17 protein-coding genes, 1 tRNA gene and 1 pseudogene are annotated in these 21,896 nt (G+C 45.1%); 15 read left to right on the top strand and 4 right to left on the bottom strand.

Features of this window, described 5'->3' with window-relative positions; translation table 11 throughout:
- The first annotated feature begins 34 nt into the window (after window positions 1-34).
- Both dusA and ICN44_RS00720 read left to right on the top strand, forming a co-directional pair.
- On the top strand, window positions 35-1,117 hold the full coding sequence (dusA, locus tag ICN44_RS00725) for a tRNA dihydrouridine(20/20a) synthase DusA (protein WP_370624846.1): 1,083 nt from the start codon (window positions 35-37) through the stop codon (window positions 1,115-1,117).
- Window positions 1,118-1,184: 67 nt separating this feature from the next.
- A tRNA-His gene (locus tag ICN44_RS00720) sits at window positions 1,185-1,260 on the top strand.
- 68 nt (window positions 1,261-1,328) lie between these two features.
- On the opposite strand, the gene ICN44_RS00715 is transcribed toward ICN44_RS00720, so the two are convergent.
- Window positions 1,329-1,820, bottom strand: a complete 492-nt coding sequence (locus ICN44_RS00715; RefSeq protein WP_216262047.1) for a hypothetical protein — start codon at window positions 1,818-1,820, stop codon at window positions 1,329-1,331.
- Between the two features lie 90 nt (window positions 1,821-1,910).
- Here ICN44_RS00715 and ICN44_RS00710 point away from each other — a divergent pair, with 90 nt between their 5' ends.
- Genes ICN44_RS00710 through ICN44_RS00680 form a run of 7 tightly spaced genes read left to right on the top strand, consistent with a single transcriptional unit; the run spans window position 1,911 to window position 11,952 of the window.
- Entirely contained in the window at window positions 1,911-3,140 is a 1,230-nt protein-coding gene (locus ICN44_RS00710; protein ID WP_216262046.1) for an HD domain-containing phosphohydrolase, read from the top strand.
- A 5-nt stretch (window positions 3,141-3,145) separates the two neighbouring features.
- Entirely contained in the window at window positions 3,146-3,976 is an 831-nt protein-coding gene (locus tag ICN44_RS00705; protein WP_216262044.1) for a GGDEF domain-containing protein, read from the top strand.
- A 40-nt stretch (window positions 3,977-4,016) separates the two neighbouring features.
- Window positions 4,017-4,361 (top strand): diacylglycerol kinase, encoded by a 345-nt coding sequence (locus ICN44_RS00700; protein ID WP_215320065.1) that lies wholly within the window; start codon window positions 4,017-4,019, stop codon window positions 4,359-4,361.
- Window positions 4,361-5,053 carry a hypothetical protein gene (locus ICN44_RS00695; protein WP_216262042.1) on the top strand — a complete coding sequence of 231 codons (693 nt, stop codon included), beginning with the start codon at window positions 4,361-4,363 and terminating at the stop codon, window positions 5,051-5,053. Before ICN44_RS00700 ends, ICN44_RS00695 begins: the two co-directional genes overlap by 1 nt.
- Before the next feature lie 5 nt (window positions 5,054-5,058).
- Window positions 5,059-7,785, top strand: a complete 2,727-nt coding sequence (bcsA, locus tag ICN44_RS00690; protein WP_216262040.1) for a UDP-forming cellulose synthase catalytic subunit — start codon at window positions 5,059-5,061, stop codon at window positions 7,783-7,785.
- 5 nt (window positions 7,786-7,790) lie between these two features.
- Entirely contained in the window at window positions 7,791-11,552 is a 3,762-nt protein-coding gene (locus ICN44_RS00685; RefSeq protein WP_216262038.1) for a cellulose synthase subunit BcsC-related outer membrane protein, read from the top strand.
- Between the two features lie 13 nt (window positions 11,553-11,565).
- The gene (locus ICN44_RS00680) at window positions 11,566-11,952 is read left to right on the top strand and encodes a hypothetical protein (protein ID WP_216262036.1); all 387 of its coding nucleotides are present in this window, start codon (window positions 11,566-11,568) and stop codon (window positions 11,950-11,952) included.
- Here ICN44_RS00680 and bcsG read toward each other — a convergent pair.
- Together bcsG and ICN44_RS00670 are read right to left on the bottom strand one after the other, a co-directional pair.
- Window positions 11,949-13,493 carry a cellulose biosynthesis protein BcsG gene (bcsG, locus tag ICN44_RS00675; protein ID WP_255537355.1) on the bottom strand — a complete coding sequence of 515 codons (1,545 nt, stop codon included), beginning with the start codon at window positions 13,491-13,493 and terminating at the stop codon, window positions 11,949-11,951. The two genes, ICN44_RS00680 and bcsG, sit on opposite strands and share 4 nt — an antisense overlap.
- A gap of 1 nt (window position 13,494) precedes the next feature.
- Window positions 13,495-14,508, bottom strand: a complete 1,014-nt coding sequence (locus tag ICN44_RS00670; protein WP_216262031.1) for a glycosyl hydrolase family 8 — start codon at window positions 14,506-14,508, stop codon at window positions 13,495-13,497.
- A 118-nt stretch (window positions 14,509-14,626) separates the two neighbouring features.
- Between ICN44_RS00670 and ICN44_RS00665 the strand changes: the two genes are divergently transcribed.
- From ICN44_RS00665 to ICN44_RS00640, 6 genes and pseudogenes are all read left to right on the top strand, one after another.
- The gene (locus tag ICN44_RS00665; protein WP_216262029.1) at window positions 14,627-15,937 is read left to right on the top strand and encodes an HD-GYP domain-containing protein; all 1,311 of its coding nucleotides are present in this window, start codon (window positions 14,627-14,629) and stop codon (window positions 15,935-15,937) included.
- The gene (locus ICN44_RS00660) at window positions 15,934-17,487 is read left to right on the top strand and encodes a sensor domain-containing diguanylate cyclase (protein ID WP_216262027.1); all 1,554 of its coding nucleotides are present in this window, start codon (window positions 15,934-15,936) and stop codon (window positions 17,485-17,487) included. The genes ICN44_RS00665 and ICN44_RS00660 overlap by 4 nt, the downstream gene beginning before the upstream one ends.
- A gap of 23 nt (window positions 17,488-17,510) precedes the next feature.
- Window positions 17,511-18,296, top strand: a complete 786-nt coding sequence (locus tag ICN44_RS00655) for an SUMF1/EgtB/PvdO family nonheme iron enzyme (protein ID WP_216262025.1) — start codon at window positions 17,511-17,513, stop codon at window positions 18,294-18,296.
- A 3-nt stretch (window positions 18,297-18,299) separates the two neighbouring features.
- A complete protein-coding gene (locus tag ICN44_RS00650) occupies window positions 18,300-19,628 on the top strand; it encodes an ATP-dependent RecD-like DNA helicase (protein ID WP_216262022.1) in 1,329 nt (442 codons plus the stop codon).
- A 55-nt stretch (window positions 19,629-19,683) separates the two neighbouring features.
- Window positions 19,684-19,974, top strand: coding sequence for an AbrB/MazE/SpoVT family DNA-binding domain-containing protein (locus tag ICN44_RS00645; protein ID WP_255537308.1), 291 nt, complete (start codon window positions 19,684-19,686; stop codon window positions 19,972-19,974).
- Window positions 19,975-19,979: 5 nt separating this feature from the next.
- Window positions 19,980-20,301: pseudogene (locus ICN44_RS00640) on the top strand (type II toxin-antitoxin system PemK/MazF family toxin).
- A gap of 8 nt (window positions 20,302-20,309) precedes the next feature.
- Here the strand turns inward: ICN44_RS00640 and ICN44_RS00635 are convergent.
- A complete protein-coding gene (locus tag ICN44_RS00635) occupies window positions 20,310-21,896 on the bottom strand; it encodes a gamma-glutamyltransferase family protein (protein ID WP_216262021.1) in 1,587 nt (528 codons plus the stop codon).

Below are 21,896 nucleotides of genomic sequence, written 5' to 3'. Positions count from 1 at the left end.
ATAATCAGTAATAAATTATTGATAAAAAGTGTCCGTGGAAATTCAAACAAAGAAAAGGCTTGCCGTAGCGCCCATGATGGAGTGGACTGATCGCCATTGCCGTTCTTTTCATCGCACGCTTACTAAGGAGGCTGTTCTTTATACGGAGATGGTCACTTCTGGCGCGCTCATGCATGGGGATGTGCCTCGTCATTTAGATTATTCACAAGAGCAACATCCTGTCGTTTTGCAATTGGGTGGTTCAGAGCCCAGCGACTTAGCAAAGTCTGCCGAACTAGCGCAGCAGTGGGGCTACGATGAAATCGACCTTAACTGCGGTTGCCCCTCAGAGCGGGTGCAACGTGGTGCCTTTGGTGCTTGCTTAATGGCTGAGCCTAATTTAGTTGCAGACTGTGTACGCTCCATGAAGGGCTCAGTTGATATTCCAATCTCTGTAAAGCATCGCTTAGGTTTGGATTCAATGGATGCTGCCAATTCTGAAGCTGATTACCAATTTGCGCTGAACTTTATTCTTGCTGTTGCCGAAGCAGGCGCAAGTCAGGTAACAATTCATGCGCGTAATGCGGTGCTCAAAGGCTTATCACCCAAAGAGAATCGCAGCAAACCACCACTGCGTTATGAGGTAGCTGCCAAACTGAGATTGGATGTACAAAAGCAATTTCCGAATCTCAAAGTATTGCTTAATGGTGGCCTCGAAACCAATGAGCAAATTGCGGGTCACTGGAATGACTTTGATGGTTTTATGGTCGGCAGGGCTGCCTATCATTTTCCGGCGCTACTTTTAGGCTGGGATGACATGATTAATACGGATGGTGACGCAGCTGGCTACCTATTTAGCGAAACCGAGTGGCATCGCATTCAAATTGCCTTAGTCAAGCAAGTTCAAGCTTGGTTTGATGAGTGCCAAGCCAAAGGCAAACCTTTTTATATCGGCGCTTTTACTAGGCATATCCTCGGCTTGGCTCATGGCAGAGCGGGATCGCGGTATTGGCGTCAGCGTCTCTCAGATCATCACGCTTTGGCCAAAGTTCAGAGCAAAGCCGCCATCTTGGATTTCTTTATAGATGCAAGCCTGTGTCTTGGGGATTGGGCAGCTTTTGAGTTCGAAAGTGCCTAGGAACAGGCCTTGAAGGGGTGTTTTTGACAGGTTTTTGAGCAAAAAGCTATAATCTAGGTCTTCAGTGGCGGACGTAGCTCAGTTGGTAGAGTCCCAGATTGTGATTCTGGTTGTCGCGGGTTCGAGCCCCGTCGTTCGCCCCACAGTATTAAAGTAAAAAAGCTCCTCAATGGGAGCTTTTTTCTTTCCGTCGCCCCTATCTCTTTCGCTCTTATTTTTTATTTCTGGCTGATCTAGCCGATTCAGCGGCAAGGTTAGACATTTTCACGGCTTCGGCGGCGGCCATGGCTGCGCGCTTAGTAGCTTCCGCTGCTTCGGCTGAGGCCAAAATTGAGGACTCCTCAGCTTGATGAGCAACGGCGGCAGCAGCAGCTGCGGCAGCTGCGGAGGCGGCAGCGGCAGCTTCAATGGCGGCTTCGGCAGAGGCAGCAGCGGCATTAGCAGCGGCCTCTGCGGCAGCTACTAATGCTTCTGATGCGGCTAGCTTGGCCGCAGTTGCGCAATTTTTGGCGGAGAGGGAAGCTTTTTCAGCAGATATAGCAGCTCTCTTGGCGGCCTCAAGCGCGCTTGAAGTAAGGACCTTTAAGGTGCCCAACGCTTCTGCATAACGGGCATTTACAGTAATGTAACCCTGTCGTAGATTACTAACTTCAGTTTCAAGGCTGATGAGCTTTGAGTAAATTTTCTCAATATCGTCTTTCATAGACCCTTAATGATGATTTTGTCTTTTGATAGTCTGCTTATTTATTGTTAATAGCAAGGTTTTTATAGCTTTTAGATACATAATCAAGGCATGAAAACAAAGCCATTCGGTGCGCCAGTAACATTACCCCAAGAGGCTATTCAACAAGAGCTAGAGAAGCGAGGCTGGGCTTTGTCTGCGCTTTCGGATGCTGCTGCTGCGTTGGCACGTGCAAACTCTACTGAGCTATTGATTCAAGAAGTGTGTCAAGCAATTGCATCACAAGGCCCATATGTCCTTGCTTGGGTAGGGCAGGCTGAGCATGATGTTTTTAAAACAGTTAAGGTTGCAGGATCTGCGGGTTCTGCAATGGGTTATATAGAAAACATTGTAGTCAGTTGGTCAGAGAATGAAGTTACCGGAAGCGGCCCTGCTGGCAGATCTATTCGCGCTAATAAAACGTATGTAGTAGAAGATGGTGAAATAGATCCTGGTTTTGTAGCATGGCGCGAACGAGCCAAAAAATTTGGTATTCGGTCTGTAATTGGGTGCCCAATTCCTGATGGTGTTGACGGCACTCCTTTTGGAGCTCTAATAGTGTATTCAAAAGCTCCCAATACTTTTGGATCCTCGGAAATTCAGTTATTTGAAAGTCTTGCTAAAGAAATTGGGTTTGGACTTCGCTCTATTGAACGTCAACATAAGTTAGATGATCAAATTCATGAAAAAGAATTAACGCAAGAGCGCCTGGCAACTGCATTACGTGCAACTATTGAGGCTATGTCCAAAACCATGGAGTGGCGCGATCCCTATACCGCTGGTCATCAAAAGAGGGTGGCTAGTATTGCGATGGCTATCGGTAGTCAATTAGGTTGGGACAATGAGCGTATTCAGGCTATCTATATGGCAGCAATGGTGCATGACATTGGCAAGATGGCAGTACCATCAGAAATTTTGACTAAGCCCTCGCGATTGACTGACCTTGAGATGAAAATGGTGCAAGGGCACGTAGAGGCCGGCTATCAAATTCTGAAAGATATTCCATTTCCCTGGCCAATCGCCGATATGGTGCGCCAGCATCATGAGCGTTTAGATGGCAGCGGTTATCCGCTGGGCTTGAAAGATGAGCAGATCAGTCAAGAGGGAAGGGTGTTGGCCGTAGCCGATACGATCGAAGCAATGGCAAGTCATAGACCCTATCGCCCCGCCAAGGGATTGAATTCAGCAATGGATGAAATTCAAGCTGAGGCAGGTACAAAGCTAGATACAAAAGTTGTCGAAGCTGCATTCAAGTTGCTTGAAAATGGAAATGAGCTACAAAAGATATTAGATGTGCATTAACGGTGATGATTAAATTGATTGCGCTCGGCGCATATTATTTGGCATTACTTTCGCAAGTTTTTGCAACAATTTTTGCGCTCAAGATATTTTTTAAATCAAAAGCGTATCGTCTTGCTAGCGGTGCATTAGCTCTCGGTTTTGGTTTGATGATAGGAAGGCGGATTACTCCTCTTCTGCATTTTTATCTAGATGGCTACTACAACCCCTCAGACGCAGTCTTGGCCTTTTTTATTTCAGTACTGCTTTTTATCGGGCTAATGCAAATCAAAAAAATTATTTTAGAGTTAGAGGAAAAGAATTTCCTGCTTGATCACATATCAAAGACGGATTCATTAACTCAAGCCTTAAGTCGATTAGAAACTTTCCATCAAGCAGAATTGGAGATTGAGAGATCTTTGCGCAATGGGGAGTCGGTAGCTTTTCTCATGCTGGATATTGATCACTTTAAAAATATCAATGATGAGTATGGCCATCCGCTAGGCGACATAGTTCTGACAAATCTTGTAAAGCACTGTCAGAAAGAGCTCCGTGTTATTGATATCTTCGGGCGTGTAGGGGGCGAGGAATTCTTCGTTGTTTTGCCAGGCAATGATCTTGGTAGTGCTTTTGAGGCGGCTGAGCGCCTACGAAAAAGGGTGGCCTCCACCCCTTCGGCTCATGTGGCCGGCAAAGAGATCTATATATCGATCAGCATTGGGGTTGCCAGTTTTAGTCCTAAAGAGGATGAGGAGACCAAGTCCAGTCTGGTTTTAAGGGCTTTTTATGCCAAGGCTGACCAAGCCATGTATGCGGCTAAGTCTAAAGGCCGTAACCGAACGGAGATTTGGACTCAATAGGCTAATAAAATAGCTTATATTCCTAATAAAATTGATAGTAATGCAAAAAAAGCGAAATATTATTCATGCAACTATTAATGCAATTGATGGTGCCAAAGAGCTCATCCTTCAAAAAGCGGCCCGTAGAGAGTTAATTCTTGCGGTGATTGCTATCGGATTTTTTTGTTATCGCCCAAATGTATATACCGTATTAATAGCTGTTCTATCCCTGGTTTTGCTGGCGGTTGAAGCTCTTAATACAGCTATTGAAAAGATCTGTGATCTCATTACCTTGGAAGAGCACCCTGAGATTAAAAAGATCAAAGATCTTGGAGCGGCAGCAGTGATGATTATCGTGCTGGCTATTGTTCTCATCTTTATTCGCTACTTATCTCCATTCTTCTGATGAGTAACTTTTTAAGTGCCTTTCATATACAAATCATTCCTAGGAGTGATATAGAGTCAACGGATGAATCATCTCATCAAGCCATTCGCGAGAAGCTACTTCTTTTGATTTCAAGAATTTGTAAAGATTTTCGCGGTGCACCATTTGAAGAGTCTCGCGGAAAAATCATTTATTCATTTGAGCAAATCAGTTTCGCAGCTCAAGCAGCTATGGCCATTCAAATAGAGGCAGATGCGTTGAATGCAAAAAATCATTCAGACCCTATATGTTTGGCCTCGATTGGGATTGTTGCTCTGATTAACCCATTCACTGGATTCAGGGAGGAGGAGCGCTCGATCCAGCTAGCCTCGTTCATGGCAGAGGCTGCTGGCCCTGGAGAGCTTTATCTATCCGAGGGCGCGCATGATTCCTTAAAAAACCCAGGCTCACTTCTATGTCGCTTTACACGACAGCTACTGAGAACTGGTGAAGATAGAGCCCTCAATGCCTATGAAGTCTTTTGGAATCCAACAGAGGTTGATCCAGGAAGGCTCCATAAAGATCCTAATAGCATCGATTTGGAGCTTCAGCCAATTCGCTCCTTTGGTCTGAAATTGGCTGCCGGAGTTTTGCTACTGTTCTTTGGAGTGCTTTTGCTGACTGTAGGCTGGGAAGCACTTTGGGTCTGGTTTATTGCGGTGGTGAATCGCTAATGTTTATGCGCGATCGTCATTTTAGAATCACTGCAAGCTTATGCATGTTTGCCTTGGGTATTGGCGTCATGATTTACTTCGCCGAGGAATTGCTTAATTTTGGTGGCCAACTCTATTTAGGTTGGGGCTCTTTCTTCATCATCTTCTTAATGTCGAAGGTGAAGTATTTCCGCAATCAACCTTGGCGTTCTTTATTCATTGTTTTAGCGCTCTTTGTTAGTTGCCGTTATATGGCATGGCGTATTTTTGACACCTTAATTTATACCGGTTTCTTTGATTTTATCGGGACCGCTCTATTGTTCCTGGCGGAGCTATATGGCTTCACCTTATTTCTACTAGACATGTTTGTGAACTTCTCGCCAATGTCTAGTGAAATTATTCCCTTATCTAATGACGAGTCCTCCTATCCCTCTGTAGACATCTTTATTCCTACTTACGATGAGTCTGAAACTATTGTTCGCATGACGGTGACGGCTGCGACTCAGATTCAATACCCTAAAGAAAAGCTCAATATTTACATCCTGGACGACGGCGGGACCCATGCCAAGCGTCGCAGCAAGGAAACGGGCCATCAAGCCTGGAGACGCCATTACAACTTAAGAAGACTTGCTAAAGAGTTGGGTGTGCAATACATCACCCGCGATACCAATCAAAAAGCTAAGGCCGGCAATATCAATCATGCTTTGCAGCATAGCAAAGGCGATCTCATTTTAATTTTGGATTGCGATCAAATACCGACCAAAGATATATTGCACAACACAGTGGGGCAGTTTATAAGCGATCCCAAAATGTTCTTGGTGCAAACCCCGCATTTCTTCATCAATGAAACTCCAGTCAATAATGTGATTACTGGCGTTTCTAATCGCCCGGATGAGAGTGAGATGTTTTATCGCAAGATTCAACCCGCGATGAATTTTTGGAACTCGGCCTTTTTCTGTGGCTCCGCAGCAGTTCTGCGCCGTCAGTACCTCATGGAAGTAGGCGGTATTGCGATTAAGACAATTACGGAAGATTGTGAGACTTCACTGATTCTCCATGCGCATGGCTATAACAGCAGTTATATCAATAAGCCCATGGTCTGCGGTCTTTCCCCAGAAACTCCATCTGACTATCTAACCCAGCATTCTCGTTGGGCCAAGGGGATGCTCCAGATCTTGATGCATTACAACCCCTTGTTTATGCGTGGGCTGAGTCTGCCCCAACGCCTGGCTTATTTTTCTTCGTCATACTCTTGGCTTTTTGGATTTGCTCGCTATATTTTTTTCTTGGCGCCATCAGCATTTTTAATCCTAGGGCTGAATGTGTATTCAGCCAATTGGCACGAGATGGTAGATTTCACCGTTCCTTATGCGCTGAGTATTTTGGTGGTGATCTCATACTTCTTTGCTGGTTCGCGTCAACTCTTCTTCTCGGAAATTTATGAAACTGTAAAAGGTTTTAGGATGATTCGAGAGCTTATGCCAGTTCTCCTAAATCCTTGGAAGCAAAAGTTTCTGGTAACACCAAAAGGTCTTACTTTAGAAAAAGAGCAGCTCAGCTGGGACGCCTTCCCGTTATTTATCCTGGTAACCATCAACGCTGTTTCTATTCTTATTGCTGCTCTTCGCTGGCATTACGAGCCTATTTGGCATGACAACATTGTCATTACTGCAATATGGTGTTGTATCAATATTTGGTTGGGCTTAATGTCTCTAGGTGCCTTTTGGGAGAAACGTCAAGTCAGAGCCTATTACCGAATTGGTGGCGGCGGTACAGTTACGGTGCTTCGTGGTGATGGCCTAGCTGTTATCGAAGCAAATTTAGAGGATGTTTCGGTAAGCGGCATTGGGTTCGTTCTTCCATTCAATACTGACCTGAAAGTTAGCGAATCCATTCAATTGGCCGTGAATGATAGTTATGGAAATCACTATACATTTAGGGCAAAAGTGGTTCGTATGCAAAAAGAGGCTGACCATTATTTTTGTGGCACACAGTTTGTTGCAGAGCAAATTGGAAGTCCTGGCGCTATTGCATTTGTATATGGAGATAGTGGTCGTTGGCAGCATATTTGGGATGCTAGCGCGGAACTCAAGCATTCAAAACTCCAGTTGTATTTGTTAACGAAGTTGGGGCTTAAGGCCGTACGCGAAAACTTTGCGAGCTATTTTGCTTACATTGCAAAAAGCGTAGGCACTTTTATAGTGATGCTTTTTAATCCCTATGTTTGGTTTTACGCGATCACTGGCCTAGCAAACTGGGCTATTTACTTGCTCTATTTATTTATCGTCTACACCATTGGTTTAGTCGATCATGAGCAGGCGAGAACCTTCCCTCGCTTACAGGCTGGGGAAAAGATGACAGTGTATTTTCCTAAGTTGAACGCCACGCTAGAAGGGTGGGTCTTTGATATTTCCTTAACCGGCATCGGCATCAAAGTGAATCTACCGTTCTTAATTGACGATAATGAACTAATCGAGGTTTCTGTATCTGGCGTATTGAAAACGCAACAGCGCATGGATTGCATCATTCGTCGGGTCATCAAGGACGGCGATGAAGTTATTTTGGGCGCTGAATTTATTGTGGATAACAGTAATTTCTTCAAGATCGTGAGCTTTGTCTACGGCCAAGGATCCAAAATGGTATTTTCATTGGCGATTCAAAATTTAAGAAGAATTTTGTCGTATCTCTTTTTCACCGGTGAGTTGTCGGAGGAGCGTAAGAAACTTACATCCTCTAAGTCTTTGGGTAAATAACGACTTTGAAAATAAAAGCCCTTCATCTCTGCCTAGGTTTTGCATTGCTCTCATCGGTTGGCATAGTTGAGCTTGTCCATGCTTCGGATGGCACCCTTAGTAGGCAGGAGATTTCAGAAGCTAGAAGGGTATTAACCCAAGCTACGATTCTTCAAAAGAGTGGCAAGTCAGCCGAGGCAAATGCATTTCTAAAAGAGAAGTTCCCAAACGGACCACCTGCGGGTGATCTGGCGGTGGGCTATTACAAAATTATTGCTAGCTTGCCTGGGGGGTGGAACGAGGCACGCTCAGGATTAGAGGGCTTGGTTAAATCTGATCCTAAAAACTTGCAATACACCTTGGCTTTAGACGCTTTATTAGGCTCAAAGCCTGAAACCCGTAACCTTGCATTTCAAAATTTGGCTGCGACATATCAAGTTCGCAAGGTGGATAAGCAGAGAGTGCTTCAAGTTTGGAGAGAGGTGCTCAATGCTCAACAAATCGGCCCAGATCTGATCCCCCTTTATGAGCAGTATCTAAAGTTAGATCCCCATAATCAAGAAATAACCGGTCGCTGGATTCTGGAGAAGGATGTGCTTGAAGAGCGTAAACGTATTGCAAGCGATCCTTTGCTCAGGCGTCGTCAGGTTGGTTTAGATCTGTTGGATAAAGGTGACATCGTAGGTGCAGAAGCGCCGCTCATGGATACCCTCAAGGATAGGCCAAAGGATTATTTGGCATTGGGTGGCATGGGCTTAATTCGGATGAGGCAAGGCAATTATCAAGAAGCTGTTGCTTACTATCAGAGAGCCTTAGCGCTCAATCCTGAAAACAGTGGCAAGTGGAAGAGTCTGATATCCACCAGTCAATATTGGGGTCAAATTCATCAGGCCGAGGACGCAAGAGATAAAAAGAACTACCCCTTAGCGATGGAGAAAATCCGCGCCGCTATTCAGCTGGAGCCGCAGGGTGCAGAAGGGATTGCTGTATTGGGCACTATTGAAGCTGAGCGAGGAAATAACAAAGAAGCCGAAAAGCAATTCCGAGAAGCCTTAGCCATTGAATCTGATAATGGCATTGCATTACGGGGATTAGTTCAGTTATTAATTAATACTGGTAGACGAGATGATGCTTTGGCATTAATCAATGCGCAGGCGCCTGCAAACAGCCCTGCTGGTAAGGGGTATGATTATTTGCGCATCAAGATTTTGAGTTCACAGGCAGATGATTTAGTAAATAAAGGGCATGGTGAGGCTGCTATCCCCTATCTTCAGAGCGCACTAAAGCTTGATCCACTCAATCCTTGGTTGCGCTTTCAGCTGGCTGGAGTTTATGAGAGCCTGGGCTCAGTCGACAAAGGTTTGGCTGTAATGAAAGAGGGCTTACGACTTGCCCCCAATGATCCCGAGATGACGAATGCCAATGTACTGTTCTTATTGAGTGCCGATAAGACGGAAGAAGCATTAAGTCTCATGCGCAGTGCGCTATCCAAACCTTCCGCAGATGTAAATTCACTCCGCTTAACGTATGCCAATGTACTTAATCGCCTCCAACGTGATGATGAGTTAAACCCTGTACTGCAACAACTTGCCAAAGCCCAGTTATCAGTTGGTGATAAGCTCAAATTTACTCAGATACGTCTTGATTTTGATATTCGCCAAGCGCTTAAAGCGGGCGATACTCAAAAAGCCATCGTCCTTCTAAAGCAGGCAATCGCACTAGACAAGGATGAGATTTGGTTGCGCTTGGATTTGGCACGTTTATACGCAAAGCTGCATCGCCCAAAAGAGGGTATCGCAATATTTGATGCTTTTCTGAAGACTCATCCCAATAGTGTTGAAGGTTTATACGCTTATGCTTTGTACTTATCTGGCCTCGAACAAAATCAACCGGCACTAAAGGTCTTAGAGCGCATTCCAGCGGCGGAGCGTACTCCTAAAATCATCCGCTTTCAAAGGGGTGTGTGGGTTGATCTGCAGTTGACTCAGATAAATAGACTCAATGCCCAGGAAAATCATGAAATGGCTATCGCCCAGCTAAGCGTGCTTGAGGATGAGGTATCCAACGATCCCGATCTTTCTTCCTTGGTTGCGTTGATGTGGGGCAAAATCGGAAAAGTAGAGCAAGCCAATGCGCTCTTTCAGAAAATTGAACAAGGTACTCCAAACCTTTCAGTTGAATGGCATTTGCGTTACGCAAATTTTCTGCTGAATAATGATCAGCCAGAGGCATTCCAAAAGGAGATGGGGCTGGTCTCAATTCAAAAGTTAAGTCCAGGTCAAAAGCAGGATTATGCTGATCTTCAAGAGGCAGCAGAGCTTAGGGCGATTGGTCAATTCATTCGGTCTGGCGATATTCAAGTGGCTAAAGAAAAGCTACAGCCGCTGATTTCTGCGAAGCCCAATAATTACAAGATGATGTATTTGGATAGTCAGATCCAAAGAAGAGAGGGGTATCTGGATAAGGCGATCGATATTGAACAACGCGCCCTTGTTCAATCTCCAGTGCCACTCTCTAGTTACCAAAGTCTGTCTACACTCAAGCCAGTAGCAAGCTCGTCCGGAGTTTCTGTATTTCAGATTGAACCACCAATTCTGGAGCCATCAGCCGTTCCATCAGGAAGTGCATATCAATATAAACAGATGGCTGACATGATTGACATGCGCACTAATTGGCTTGATTCAGCGGTCGACTATTTATCCCTCAATGGCACCCCAGGACAGTCTTATTACCGTGCTACAGAGATTCCGCTGGAGTGGAAGATGCCAATGCGTTCGGATGAAAGGATGACATTCCGTGTAGATCAGGTCAATATTAATGCAGGCACCATCGATGCTGGCAATGCATATCAAGTAAGTACTTTTGGTTCGATGGCTGCTTGTAAAACTAATTGCCCAACAACATTTTCAAACCAATCTGCATCAGGAACTGCTCTGAATATTGGGTATGAGAAGCAAAACTTCAAGGCTGATATCGGTACAACCCCATTAGGCTTCCTTACCCAAAATTGGATTGGTGGAGTAAAGCAGAAACTGGATGCGGGCCCTGTTGGTATCTCATTGGAATTAGCGCGCCGTCCCATGACCAGTACCTTACTTTCTTATGCTGGTACTCGTGATCCTGTGACTGGTTCCGTTTGGGGCGGTATGGTTGCTACTGGCGGAACGGTTGGCTTGAGCCTAGATCAGGGTGGTACCTTGGGCGGATGGACCTACTATCGCGCGCGCAGCCTGACGGGTACCAATGTGCAGAGCAATAGTGACAATCAATTTATGGCCGGTCTGAACTGGCGTATCGTCAATGAAACTGATCGTCAGCTCTCTAGCGGTCTCACGGGCATGCTCTGGGGCTTTAAAAGAAATGCCGGAGAGTTTACTTATGGGCAGGGTGGTTACTATAGTCCGCAAAGCTATCGCTCTGTAACCCTTCCTTTAAATTACTCGCAACGTTTTGCGCGCTTCTCCTATGTTGTTGGTGGCTCGGTATCAACCAACTGGTCTCGTACTGATGCGGCACCATACTTTCCTACCAATTCAGAATATCAAGCCGCCTCGAATAATGCCACGTATTCAGGAAGCTCTGGACCTGGTAGCGCCTATTCTTTCTTAGCGGCTTGGGAATATCAAGTCACACCATCAGTCTTTGTTGGTAATCGTTTAAAGTTAGAGCGTTCGCCTTACTATGCTCCAAATAGTTTTGTGCTGTACGTCAGAATTGCTCTTGAAGGCACTGCGCCAAACCCAGTGCCTTTGCAAACGCAGCCGGTAATCCCGACGTCCCGCTTTTAATGAATTTTAGATCATGAACAAATCTAGCTCATCCTCTATCTTGCTTCTGGTGATGGGTTTGCTCGCATGCTCAATGCTGAGTGCTCAGCCCTTGAGTGGTTCCCCGGAGTTTGATCCCTACCTTCCTGGGGAGCTCAATGAACGTGCACTGTATGCGTTGAAGGAGCAAGATATCTCTACCGCAGTCATCCTGCTGGAGAGAGCATATCGCTTAAATCCGCATAGCCCTGACATTAAGGCTAACTTAGAAGCAGTTCGAAAAATTGCTCAAGAAAAGACTTCAATAGAAATCAATGGCGAGGTTGTTTACTTAGATGCACTTGGTAATTCAGTGAGCACTGATAAAGTGATTGATATTCCTGCGCTATGGCCGGAGTCTACAGCGAAGCCGAAGCTTTAGTTATTGGTTTCGAATAAATTCCAATTGATATCGTTGGAGCGGAAGTAGTACGAGGCCCCAAACTTCATAATCACTGAATCTTCATTCTCAGCCACAAAGCGTGTACTCGGCAGGTTCTTTAGATAAATCTCTGGACTTGGAGTATTGGCGCCAAAAGGTGCCTTACCCACAAACTTAGAGATTAAGTCGGAAGCAGCCAGGTAGCTAGTCGGCTGTTCGATGATATTTGTCTTGACCGGCGCATCTGCTTTACCAGTAAACATGATTCCCACAGGAATATTCGTCACGTTAGGGCTTGGGATTTCACGCATACCCACGATCTCATTTTTGTTTCTGCGAATCGCTGCACCATGCTCAGGGATGAACATAATTACCACTTGTCGGCCAGAGCTATTGACCTTGGCATAAAAGCGATCAATATCACTCAATAATTTACGTGCTCTGCGAGAGTAGGTTTCGACGCTGTTTTCTAGCTTGCCACCATCCAGCGCACGATTGCCGTCATGTAAAGAGATCGTGTTGTAAAAGAGTGCAACTCGCTCATTTGGGGACTTCATGCGGGCATCCCACCAATTGGATAGCACGGAGAAGTCATCATAGACTTGCGAGCCATCAAAACCCCTCAAGTAAGGTGCTGCATTCGTGTTATCGAATAGCGGGGCAGACATACCGCCCTCATTACGGATTTCCTTTAGGAGGTCACCGTATTTACCATCATGATTCAAAGCCAACTGTACTTGATAGCCCGTTTTATTGAGATTACTAAATATCAGAGAATCTTCGATGGCCGGTTTGTATAAATCCCGTTGGTCTTGCTGGCCGCGACTGCTGCGTAATAGGCGAATGATCGAAGGTCCGCTATAGGAGGATGCTGAATTAAAGTTGGTAAATAAGTAATGGAAGCGCTGGAAGAGTGGATTGTTATCTTCTTTGATATATTTCAGGTCATCCCAAGCCAGGGAGCAGACATTGATTACCAGGACATCAAATGGGGCTCCACTAGCCTTTTGTGAGCGGTTGAAGGCGGTACGAGACGATTCTTCAATAAAGAAGCCGTCAAGGGATTCGGTGAGTTCTAAATCGCTAGGCAGACCAATGACTTGACCATCTGAATCGTAGGCTAAGGAAGGCATAGTCACCCCCAGTGGAAGCAAGGTACTAAAGATGGCCAGGGTGGCTATTGTTGTCATTCTGATCTTCTTAGAAAGAAGGAAGTAAACAATATAGAGTCCCAACAAGATGGCTATAACTCGCCAATCCAAAATTCTGGTTAAGAGCTCAAGATAGTACTGAAAACTAAAGTCGAGTAGCTGGCTAATTTTAGGAATGATACTGCGCAGAGGTGGCAGTGGACTATCAAAATACAGAATAACAATGGCAATGGGCAGTGCTATCCATTTACGAATCCGTAGCAAGGTCGGATTAACATGGGAAAAAATCAGAAATAGCGCAAAAGCAGCATTAACAAAAAAATGGAACTGGATATAGCCTGTATAGAACAGGATTATTTTGATAATGAAATAAAAGCTCCAAATTCCCATATTACTTTTTGGCATCCTCTAAAGCTATTTGGGTGAATAAAGAAAGCATGGAAGAGTAATAGCCTTCGGACGGATTAAAGCTGGGCAAGGGGGTTGAATGTACATTGGGGTAAGCAAGTGTTATTGCTGCAACACTATGAAAGCCTGTAGATGCATTGTACGTTGCCATCTCACCAGTATTCACGTTTACCCAAGCTGGTAAAAGCGGTTTTCCAGCAAAGGGGCCCCAGAAGTTTTGAAAGGGCTTAATCGTGTTGGGGCTGGCTTGCTGTCCCCAGATGAGGTAAAGAGGTATGCGGACAGCGTTGTAACCGAATTGATCGTCATCTACTGGAGTAATGGCCTCACCCTCAAGCTGTAACCAATCAGGCGGTAGTTGCCATTTACCAAAGCGGGCTTCTTGAATGAGCTGTAAACCCGTTGCCCTTAATGCTTCCCATTCCGGTGCCGGGTCAAGCAAAGCAAGATCGGCAATAGCAGGGAAGACCCAGTAGGAGAGGTTGAGTTTCAGGCCTTCTGGCTTTTCAAAACCTATAGCACCAGGAAGTAAAACAGTTCCTTTGCTAGTTTTACGTAAAAGCTTTGCTCTAATAGATTGACTGACTTGGATGGCTGCAAACAGATAACTAGGTTCATTCCATTTGCGATATGCACGCGATAAAGCCCAGGCAATAAACAAGTCGCCATCGCTGGCATTGTTCATATCATTAATACCCGTCTTAGGAGACCAACTCCAAGCAAACAATTTATCATCACGCACTTGAAGATTGCGTTGGGTCCAGGTCCAGATTTGGGCAAAGGTGGCCGGGTCATTATTTTGTACTGCAAGTAGCAATGCCATTCCTTGACCCTCGGTATGGCTAATACCATTCTGGCCGACATCGATCACTCGACCATTCTCAATAAATACAGATTTAAATTGAGCCCAGTCTTCACTAGCAACTGCATGTGCTGGAAAGTGGACTACAAGAGCAAGACTCAAAAGCCAAAACCGGAGAAGGGTGTGCCAAGTCATTGAGAGATTGAATTTAGGTGAACGATAGACTGGCAATTGATTATGATTAGTAATACTGACTAATAAGGTACATTATGTATTACCGGCATTTAATTGGCCTATTTTATTTAGATATTTCATGCAGTTAGCAAATCAAACCTTTTACTTTGCCACATTCATTGTCCTAGTTGGCTTGATGGGCCGTTTCTTAGCAAGCCGGGATGACGACCGCGCTCAATTCAGGGTAATTTATTGGCCAATCGGCCTGAGTTTTTTGGCGGCTTCCATGTTGGGTTATGCAACTGCCCCATGGGGTGGCAAGATTGTGTTGGCCTTGGCTAATATCTTCCTGATTGCAGGCGTTGCTAATATTTCTTTATTGTTCAGCGTTTGGAATGGTGCACCAAGGAATTCAAGCAGGCTGGTTGCTCTGACCTTATTTGTAAGCGCCTCTTTAATTTATGTCTATCTGCACTTTTTTGGAGAAACACAACACCGCATTCATTTAATGAATGTTGCGCTCAGTATCTTTTGTATTTGGCAGATCGTATCTTTAAGTCAGCTATTAAAAAAGGATAACGCTTATCAAATTAAATTATTGATTGGAGTTGAGTTTTTCCAGCTTGGTACCCGCATCATTCGATCACTTTTGTCGCTTGAAGGGATAACTCACCCTGGAACCTTGTATCAAGAAGGCGGCCTGGCTTTTGCAATGCGTGTAGCTGCAATTCTGTCGATTGTCACAATTTGTATATTAATTACTAATTACTATATGGAAAAACTCTGGCATGAATACCGTAAGAGCTCGAACGCCATTGAAGATGGAATGCTCAATAGCCTAAATATTCTATCGATGGTTCGTGATAACGAAACCGGCAACCATATTCTGCGTACCAAAAACTATGTACGTGCTTTAGCTGAAAGATTGAGGTCAAGCGGGGCCTATGAAGACGAGTTAACTTTAAAAGCAATAGAGAACATCGTGAAGGCTGCACCATTGCATGATATTGGGAAAGTCGGAATTCCCGATGAAATCCTAAAAAAGCCGGGATCACTGACCGACAATGAGTGGAGCATCATGAAAACCCATGCCAATTTGGGTAAAGATGTTCTCAGTGCTGCCAAACTCAAAGATGCTAAGAACACTCATGTTTTGGATGCCGCAATTAATATTGCTGGTGGCCATCATGAGAATTGGGATGGCACTGGCTATCCTCTGGGTCTAAAAGGTGAAGAAATTCCATTGGCAGCGCGGTTAATGTCCTTGGCTGATACCTACGATGCTCTAGTTAATGAACGGGTTTATAAAAAGAAGTGGTCTCATGAAGAGGCTTGTTTAGAGATTACTCGTCTAAAAGGAATTCGCTTTGATCCACAAATAGTGGAAGCATTCATTCAGGAGAAAGACAATTTCTTGAAAATCTCTGAGATATATGGAGACTCGAAATGACGATTAGTTTCGAGCCCAGTTCTAATGTTCGACTTAACTCCCGTCTTATTTTGGGTGCTTCCATTATTTTGGCGATCATCTTCGTCATTAATGCGCTAATTTCTGGATATTTGCTACGCCGTAATACAACAGATGATCGTGCAGATCAACTTGCCACCTTGACATTAATATTGGCCGAGCACACTTCGCAGATTATTTTTTCGGCCAATACTGTTTTAAATAGTATTGATGATGTGGTTTATGCAGCAAAAATTGAAAATGAGAAAAGCTATCGCAAGTTCACATCAAATAAAAATCAGTTTGAGCTGCTGGAGGAAAAGACAAAATCTAATTCTATTTTAGATGTCACTACTTTTGTGGCTAATGACGGTAAAGTCCTTAATTTTTCCCGTTCCTATCCTGCGCCTGAAATTAATCTGGCGGACCGAGATTATTTTGTCTACTTGAAAAATCACAATGATCTTGAGACCTTCTACAGCGCTCCCGTCCAGAATAAGGGGAACGGTAAATGGGTTTTTTATTTGGCTAGGCGCATCAATGGTGCGCACGATGAGTTTCTGGGTATCATTTTGGTGGGCGTCTCCGTTGAGGTCTTTTCCTCTTTGTATGAGAGGCTAGGCTCTAACTTGGGTGATGGCGCAGCGATAACTCTTTATCGCCAAGACAAGACCTTATTAACTCGTTGGCCACTAGTTGAAAATCTGATAGGTCGCGTCAATACTAATGACTTGATTGAGCAATCTTTAGGTGCTGCAGCAGACGGTAACGGTGTGATCTTTACATCCAAGACCGGCTTTACTCGGCAAAATACGTCCCCGGTTGAGCGCATGATTTCCTACAGAAAAGTTTCCGGATATCCATTCATTGTTGGAGCCGTAGTCCCTGAGACTTTGTATTTGGCCAACTGGTATAAAAATGCGACTGGCGGATTAATTGCCACCATTTTGAGCATCATCATTTTATTCATTGGCACCTATTTTCTGCTGAGTACTTATCGGCGTAATGCTGAAAACCAGTACCGTGCCCATCACGATGTTCTCACCAGGCTTCCTAATAGGACTTTATTTTCAGATCGTCTTTCTTATTCCCTGGCCAATTGCAAGCGCAACCAAACTAAATTGGCACTTCTTTTTACTGATTTAGATAATCTTAAAACGATTAATGATGTCTACGGCCATCTCGTAGGAGATGCAGTCCTAATGCAGGTTGCCGAAAGAATACGAGCCCGTTTACGAGATACTGATACTGTAGCCCGTCTCGGCGGAGATGAATTTATTGTGCTCTTGCCGGGCGTTGGTGATGAGAGTAATGCCTTAATGGTTGCTGAAAAAATTCGATCTTCTCTCATGATGCCGATGACAGCGAATGGCATAACTGTAAGTACAAGCGCAAGTATTGGAGTGGCTTTATATCCCGATCATGGATCTAATGAGTCTGATTTAATGAACAACGCCGATATGGCGATGTATGAGGCTAAATCTAGCGGGCGAAATACCATTCAGGTATTCAGCGAGAAAGTGCTTAAATCAGTTTTCAAAGATATCTCATAAGCCCAATGCTGGGTGGATTGGTTATGAAAAAATTGGAGACCTATAAAACCCTTTTAATCCCATTGATCAGCCTTGGGTTCTTATTCATAGGACTTAGATCAACTCCAAGTCAAAGCGCACCCACTTCAATCATTCCCACGGTGCAAATTGGAAGCCTGATCTGGGATCAAACGGAGATGAATATTGCCGACGTGAAAACGTATGTGTCATCCACAGGTTTTGTGAGTGTCGCAGAGCAGAAGGGTGGCGGATTATCTTATGAAGCGGGCTTTGTTCAAAAGCCAGGCTGGACTTGGCAGACCCCTTATGGTGTCCCTGCAAAAGATGCAGAGCCAGCAGCTCACCTCAATCAAAAGGAGGCCGAATCGATCTGTCGCTATTACGGTAAAAGATTGCCAACTGAAGCTGAATGGACGAATGCTGCATTCTTAGAGCAAAGAAATAATCCTCCAGCCGGATATATAAAGGGTCAGCGCTACCTATATCCGGGTGGCAGCACTCCAGTGGCATCTCACTGCCTGAGTGGTTGCGGTGACTACAAAGGTCTTGCACCGGCCGGCGCTCTGAACCGAGGTACTGGACACGTGATTACTGGCTCAACCAAGCCCGGCGTCAATGGCTTGTTTGATATGGGGGGCAATGTATGGGAGTGGACCGCTACTGAACGCAATGGTGGCTACATTACTCGTGGAGCATCGTGGTGGTATGGCCCTAATAGACAGCAAGAGGGTGATGTGGAATCGAAGCCAGGTGATATTGCCGTGGTTTATATCGGATTTCGTTGTGTAGCCGATGCCGTGAAACAATAGGGGATGACTAATCCCGTTGTAGATTCTTCTGAAATTGAAATTACTCCCGATTACCAAGCGGTAATAGAGGCCATTGAGCGTCGCGATCCTTATATCTTTGTCAGCGGTAAAGCGGGTACTGGTAAAACAACCTTAATCGGCTATCTGCGAGAAACGATTCCTGGCAATGTCGTGGTGGTTGCACCAACAGGGGTTGCTGCGCTTCAGGTTAAGGGGGTGACAATCCATTCCTTCTTTAGATTACCTCCGCGACTCATTTTTCCTGAGGAAGATATCAAGCCGCTGCGCGACAAGCGCCTTTATAAAGATATCCGTTTGCTCATCATTGATGAGATCTCGATGGTGCGTGCGGATGTCGTAGATGCAATGGATTTGTTTCTACGTGAGAACGGTCCTGAAAAAGGTAAGTCCTTTGGCGGCATTCAGGTGATGTTTGTGGGGGATTTGTTTCAGCTGCCCCCAGTGGTTTCTAGTTCTGATATGCAAGTCCTATCAGAGCGTGGTTACGAGGGACCTTATTTCTTTTGCGCCATGGCCTTGCATCGAAAAGATGTCACGATGGTGGAGCTCTCTAAGATCTTCCGTCAAAAGGATGAACACTTCGCAGGCTTATTAAATCGCATTCGCATTAATCATGACATTGATGAGGCTCTTGATACTCTGAATGCACAGTGCTATCGCAAAGATGCCGAGATAGATGAGCAGACCATTACTCTGACCACTACAAATGCACGAGCAGATCAAATCAATGGTGCTGGTTTGCGGGCAATTACTGTTGAGGGCAAAGTCTACTCAGGTCAGTCGACCGGAAAATTTAATATTGATGAGCGTAATTTGCCGTCACCCAACAATTTAGTGCTTAAGGTAGGCGCCAAAGTCATGTTTACCGCAACGGATCCAGGGTTTCCGAAGCGTTGGGTTAACGGCACTATCGGGGTAGTGCGTGAGTTATTACCTGATAAGGTGAAGGTGATGGTGCAAAACGGGCCTTATGCAAATACGGTTGAGGTTACAGGGCATCAATGGGAGTCATATCGCTACGACCACGACATGATGTCAGGAAAGATATCTCCCAGCATCATTGGCACTTATGTTCAGATACCGCTCATGCTGGCATGGGCTGTAACGATTCATAAGAGCCAGGGAAAAACGCTCGATAAAGTGAAAGTTGACCTCTCATCAGGAGCGTTTGCCTCGGGACAAGTCTATGTTGCCCTAAGCCGTTGTAAAACGATTGAAGGTATTTCTCTACAGCGGCCGATTGAGCCCAGAGATGTCAGTTGCGATCAGGAGATTAAGCGTTTCTATCTGAATTGCTTGCCTTCCAAATAAGGCTATTTTTTCTTATTTGACGTCTGCCGGCTTATGTAAAAACATTGTTATTACTATGAATAAGAACCATAAATCCATTGCTGAAACTAGGGCACCGCTGCAGGTAGCTATTCGAGCTATTGGCAACTCTAAAGGCGTGGTTATCCCAAAGATTATTCTTGAACAATCTGGAATAAAGGAGATTGTTGAGATGTCAGTCAACGGAGAAAAAATTGTTCTAAGTAAACCTAAAAATACCGTGAGAGAGCATTGGGCTCAAGATGCCCAAAGCTTTGCTAAGGTTGGCGAGGATAAGTTGGTACTTGGAGATTTTGCAAACGAAGAAGATGGAGATTGGGTTTGGTAAAGAGCATCGTTTCTCGTGGAGAAATTTGGCTTATCAATTTAGATCCTACGATCGGAAGTGAAATTAAAAAAAATACGTCCTTGTATTGTGGTATCGCCTCAAGATTTAAATGATCATTTGCGTACCATCATTGTTGCGCCTATGACTAGCAAGGGTAGACCTGCAGGCTTTCGGATACCCATTACGCACGATGGCAAGAAGGGGCTGATTCTTTTAGATCAAATCAGAGCTGTTGATAAAGCGTGCTTGGTCAAGAAAGTGGGCAAGAGCAATCCAAAACCCCTATCTGCCAGTCTTGGTGTGCTACAAGAAGCTTTTGCTATTTAGCTTCTTTATTAGAAGCCAGCCGCCAATCCATCTCTACGGTGATCACTGCCAGCAATATAAGCAGAGTCGGCATCTTCAGAGAGCTTGGCAATTGCTTGTGTGCTACCAAAGTCTAGACTATTTGCTGGCTGTACAGCAACTTCATGTCCCAGCGCTTTCAACCCATCAACCACACTCTGGGGCATCGCCGCTTCCACAGTGAGTTTGCCTATATCATCGATACGCCAACGGGGCGCATCAGAACAGGCTTGTGGATTAAGGTATTCATCTACAAAGCGCATCACGAATTGAATATGACCTTGTGGTTGCATATTGCCGCCCATGACGCCAAATGCCATAGTAGGTTTGCCATCCTTAGTGAGGAAGGCGGGAAGAATGGTGTGGAAAGGGCGCTTACCCGGAGCAACTTGATTGGGGTGCCCATCTTCTAATCTGAAGCTCATGCCACGATTATGAAAGGCAATGCCACCTGGGGCAACTACTCCAGAACCAAAGCCTTTGAAGTTAGATTGAATATAAGAAATCATCATGCCGGATTCATCGGCGGCGCATAAGTAAACAGTGCCACCAGAATGCGGATCTCCGGGTCCATAGCTACCAGCCTTTTTGTGATCAATCATGACTGCGCGACTAGCTAAGTAATCCCGATCTAATAGGGAGCTCACTGGCATTTGCATGGAGCGCGCATCAGAGACATAAGCATAGACATCGGCAAAAGCCATCCGCATTGCTTCGATTTGCAAATGAATACGTTGCGCTGAATTAGCTGGGTACTGCTTCACATTGGCTGCCTGCAAAATACCTAAGGCAATTTGAGCGGCAATTCCGGAGCCGTTTGGTGGAATTTCATGGAGAGTGTAATCGCCATAATCGAAGGCTAAAGGCTCAACCCATTCTGGCTGGTTATCAGCGAAGTCTTGCATAGTGAAGCAACCGCCAGTAGCTTGAGCAAAGTCCACCATACTTTGTGCAAGTGGACCTTTATAAAAAGAATCGCCTTCCGTGGCAGCAATTTCTTTCAGAGTTTTGGCTTGCGCAGGATATTTCCAGATTTGTCCCGCTTGAGGTGCTTTGCCATCAATTAAAAAGGACTCTACAAAACCAGGTTGATTCTTCAGGATTGGAATGGCTTCACGCCATTGACGAGCGATAACAGGTGAAACCGGAAAACCATTTTCTGCATAGTCAATTGCACGTTTAAACAATTGCGCAAAGGGCAGCTTGCCAAATTTTCTGGAGAGCTCGATCCAACCAGCAACCATGCCTGGGACAGTGACTGTATTCCAACCAATTAAATCCATAGCCTCTTTGCCAGCAAAATACTCTGGCTTCCAAGCTGAAGGAGCGCGACCAGAAGCATTTAAGCCATGTATCTTCTTACCATCCCAAAGAATTGCAAAGCCATCTCCACCTATGCCATTCATCGTAGGTTCAACAACGGTGAGCGTGATTGCAGTTGCAAGTGCTGCATCCACTGCGTTGCCGCCACTCTGAAGAGCCTCAATGCCAGCCTGAGTGGCCAGTGGCTGAGAACTCGCAACCGTGTTTTTAGCCAGAACAGGGGCACGACTACCAAAAGGAGGGGATATCAACAT

Source organism: Polynucleobacter sp. JS-Fieb-80-E5 (genome assembly GCF_018882015.1).
Taxonomy (GTDB): domain Bacteria; phylum Pseudomonadota; class Gammaproteobacteria; order Burkholderiales; family Burkholderiaceae; genus Polynucleobacter.
This window is presented reverse-complemented; position numbering and strand designations above follow the sequence as displayed.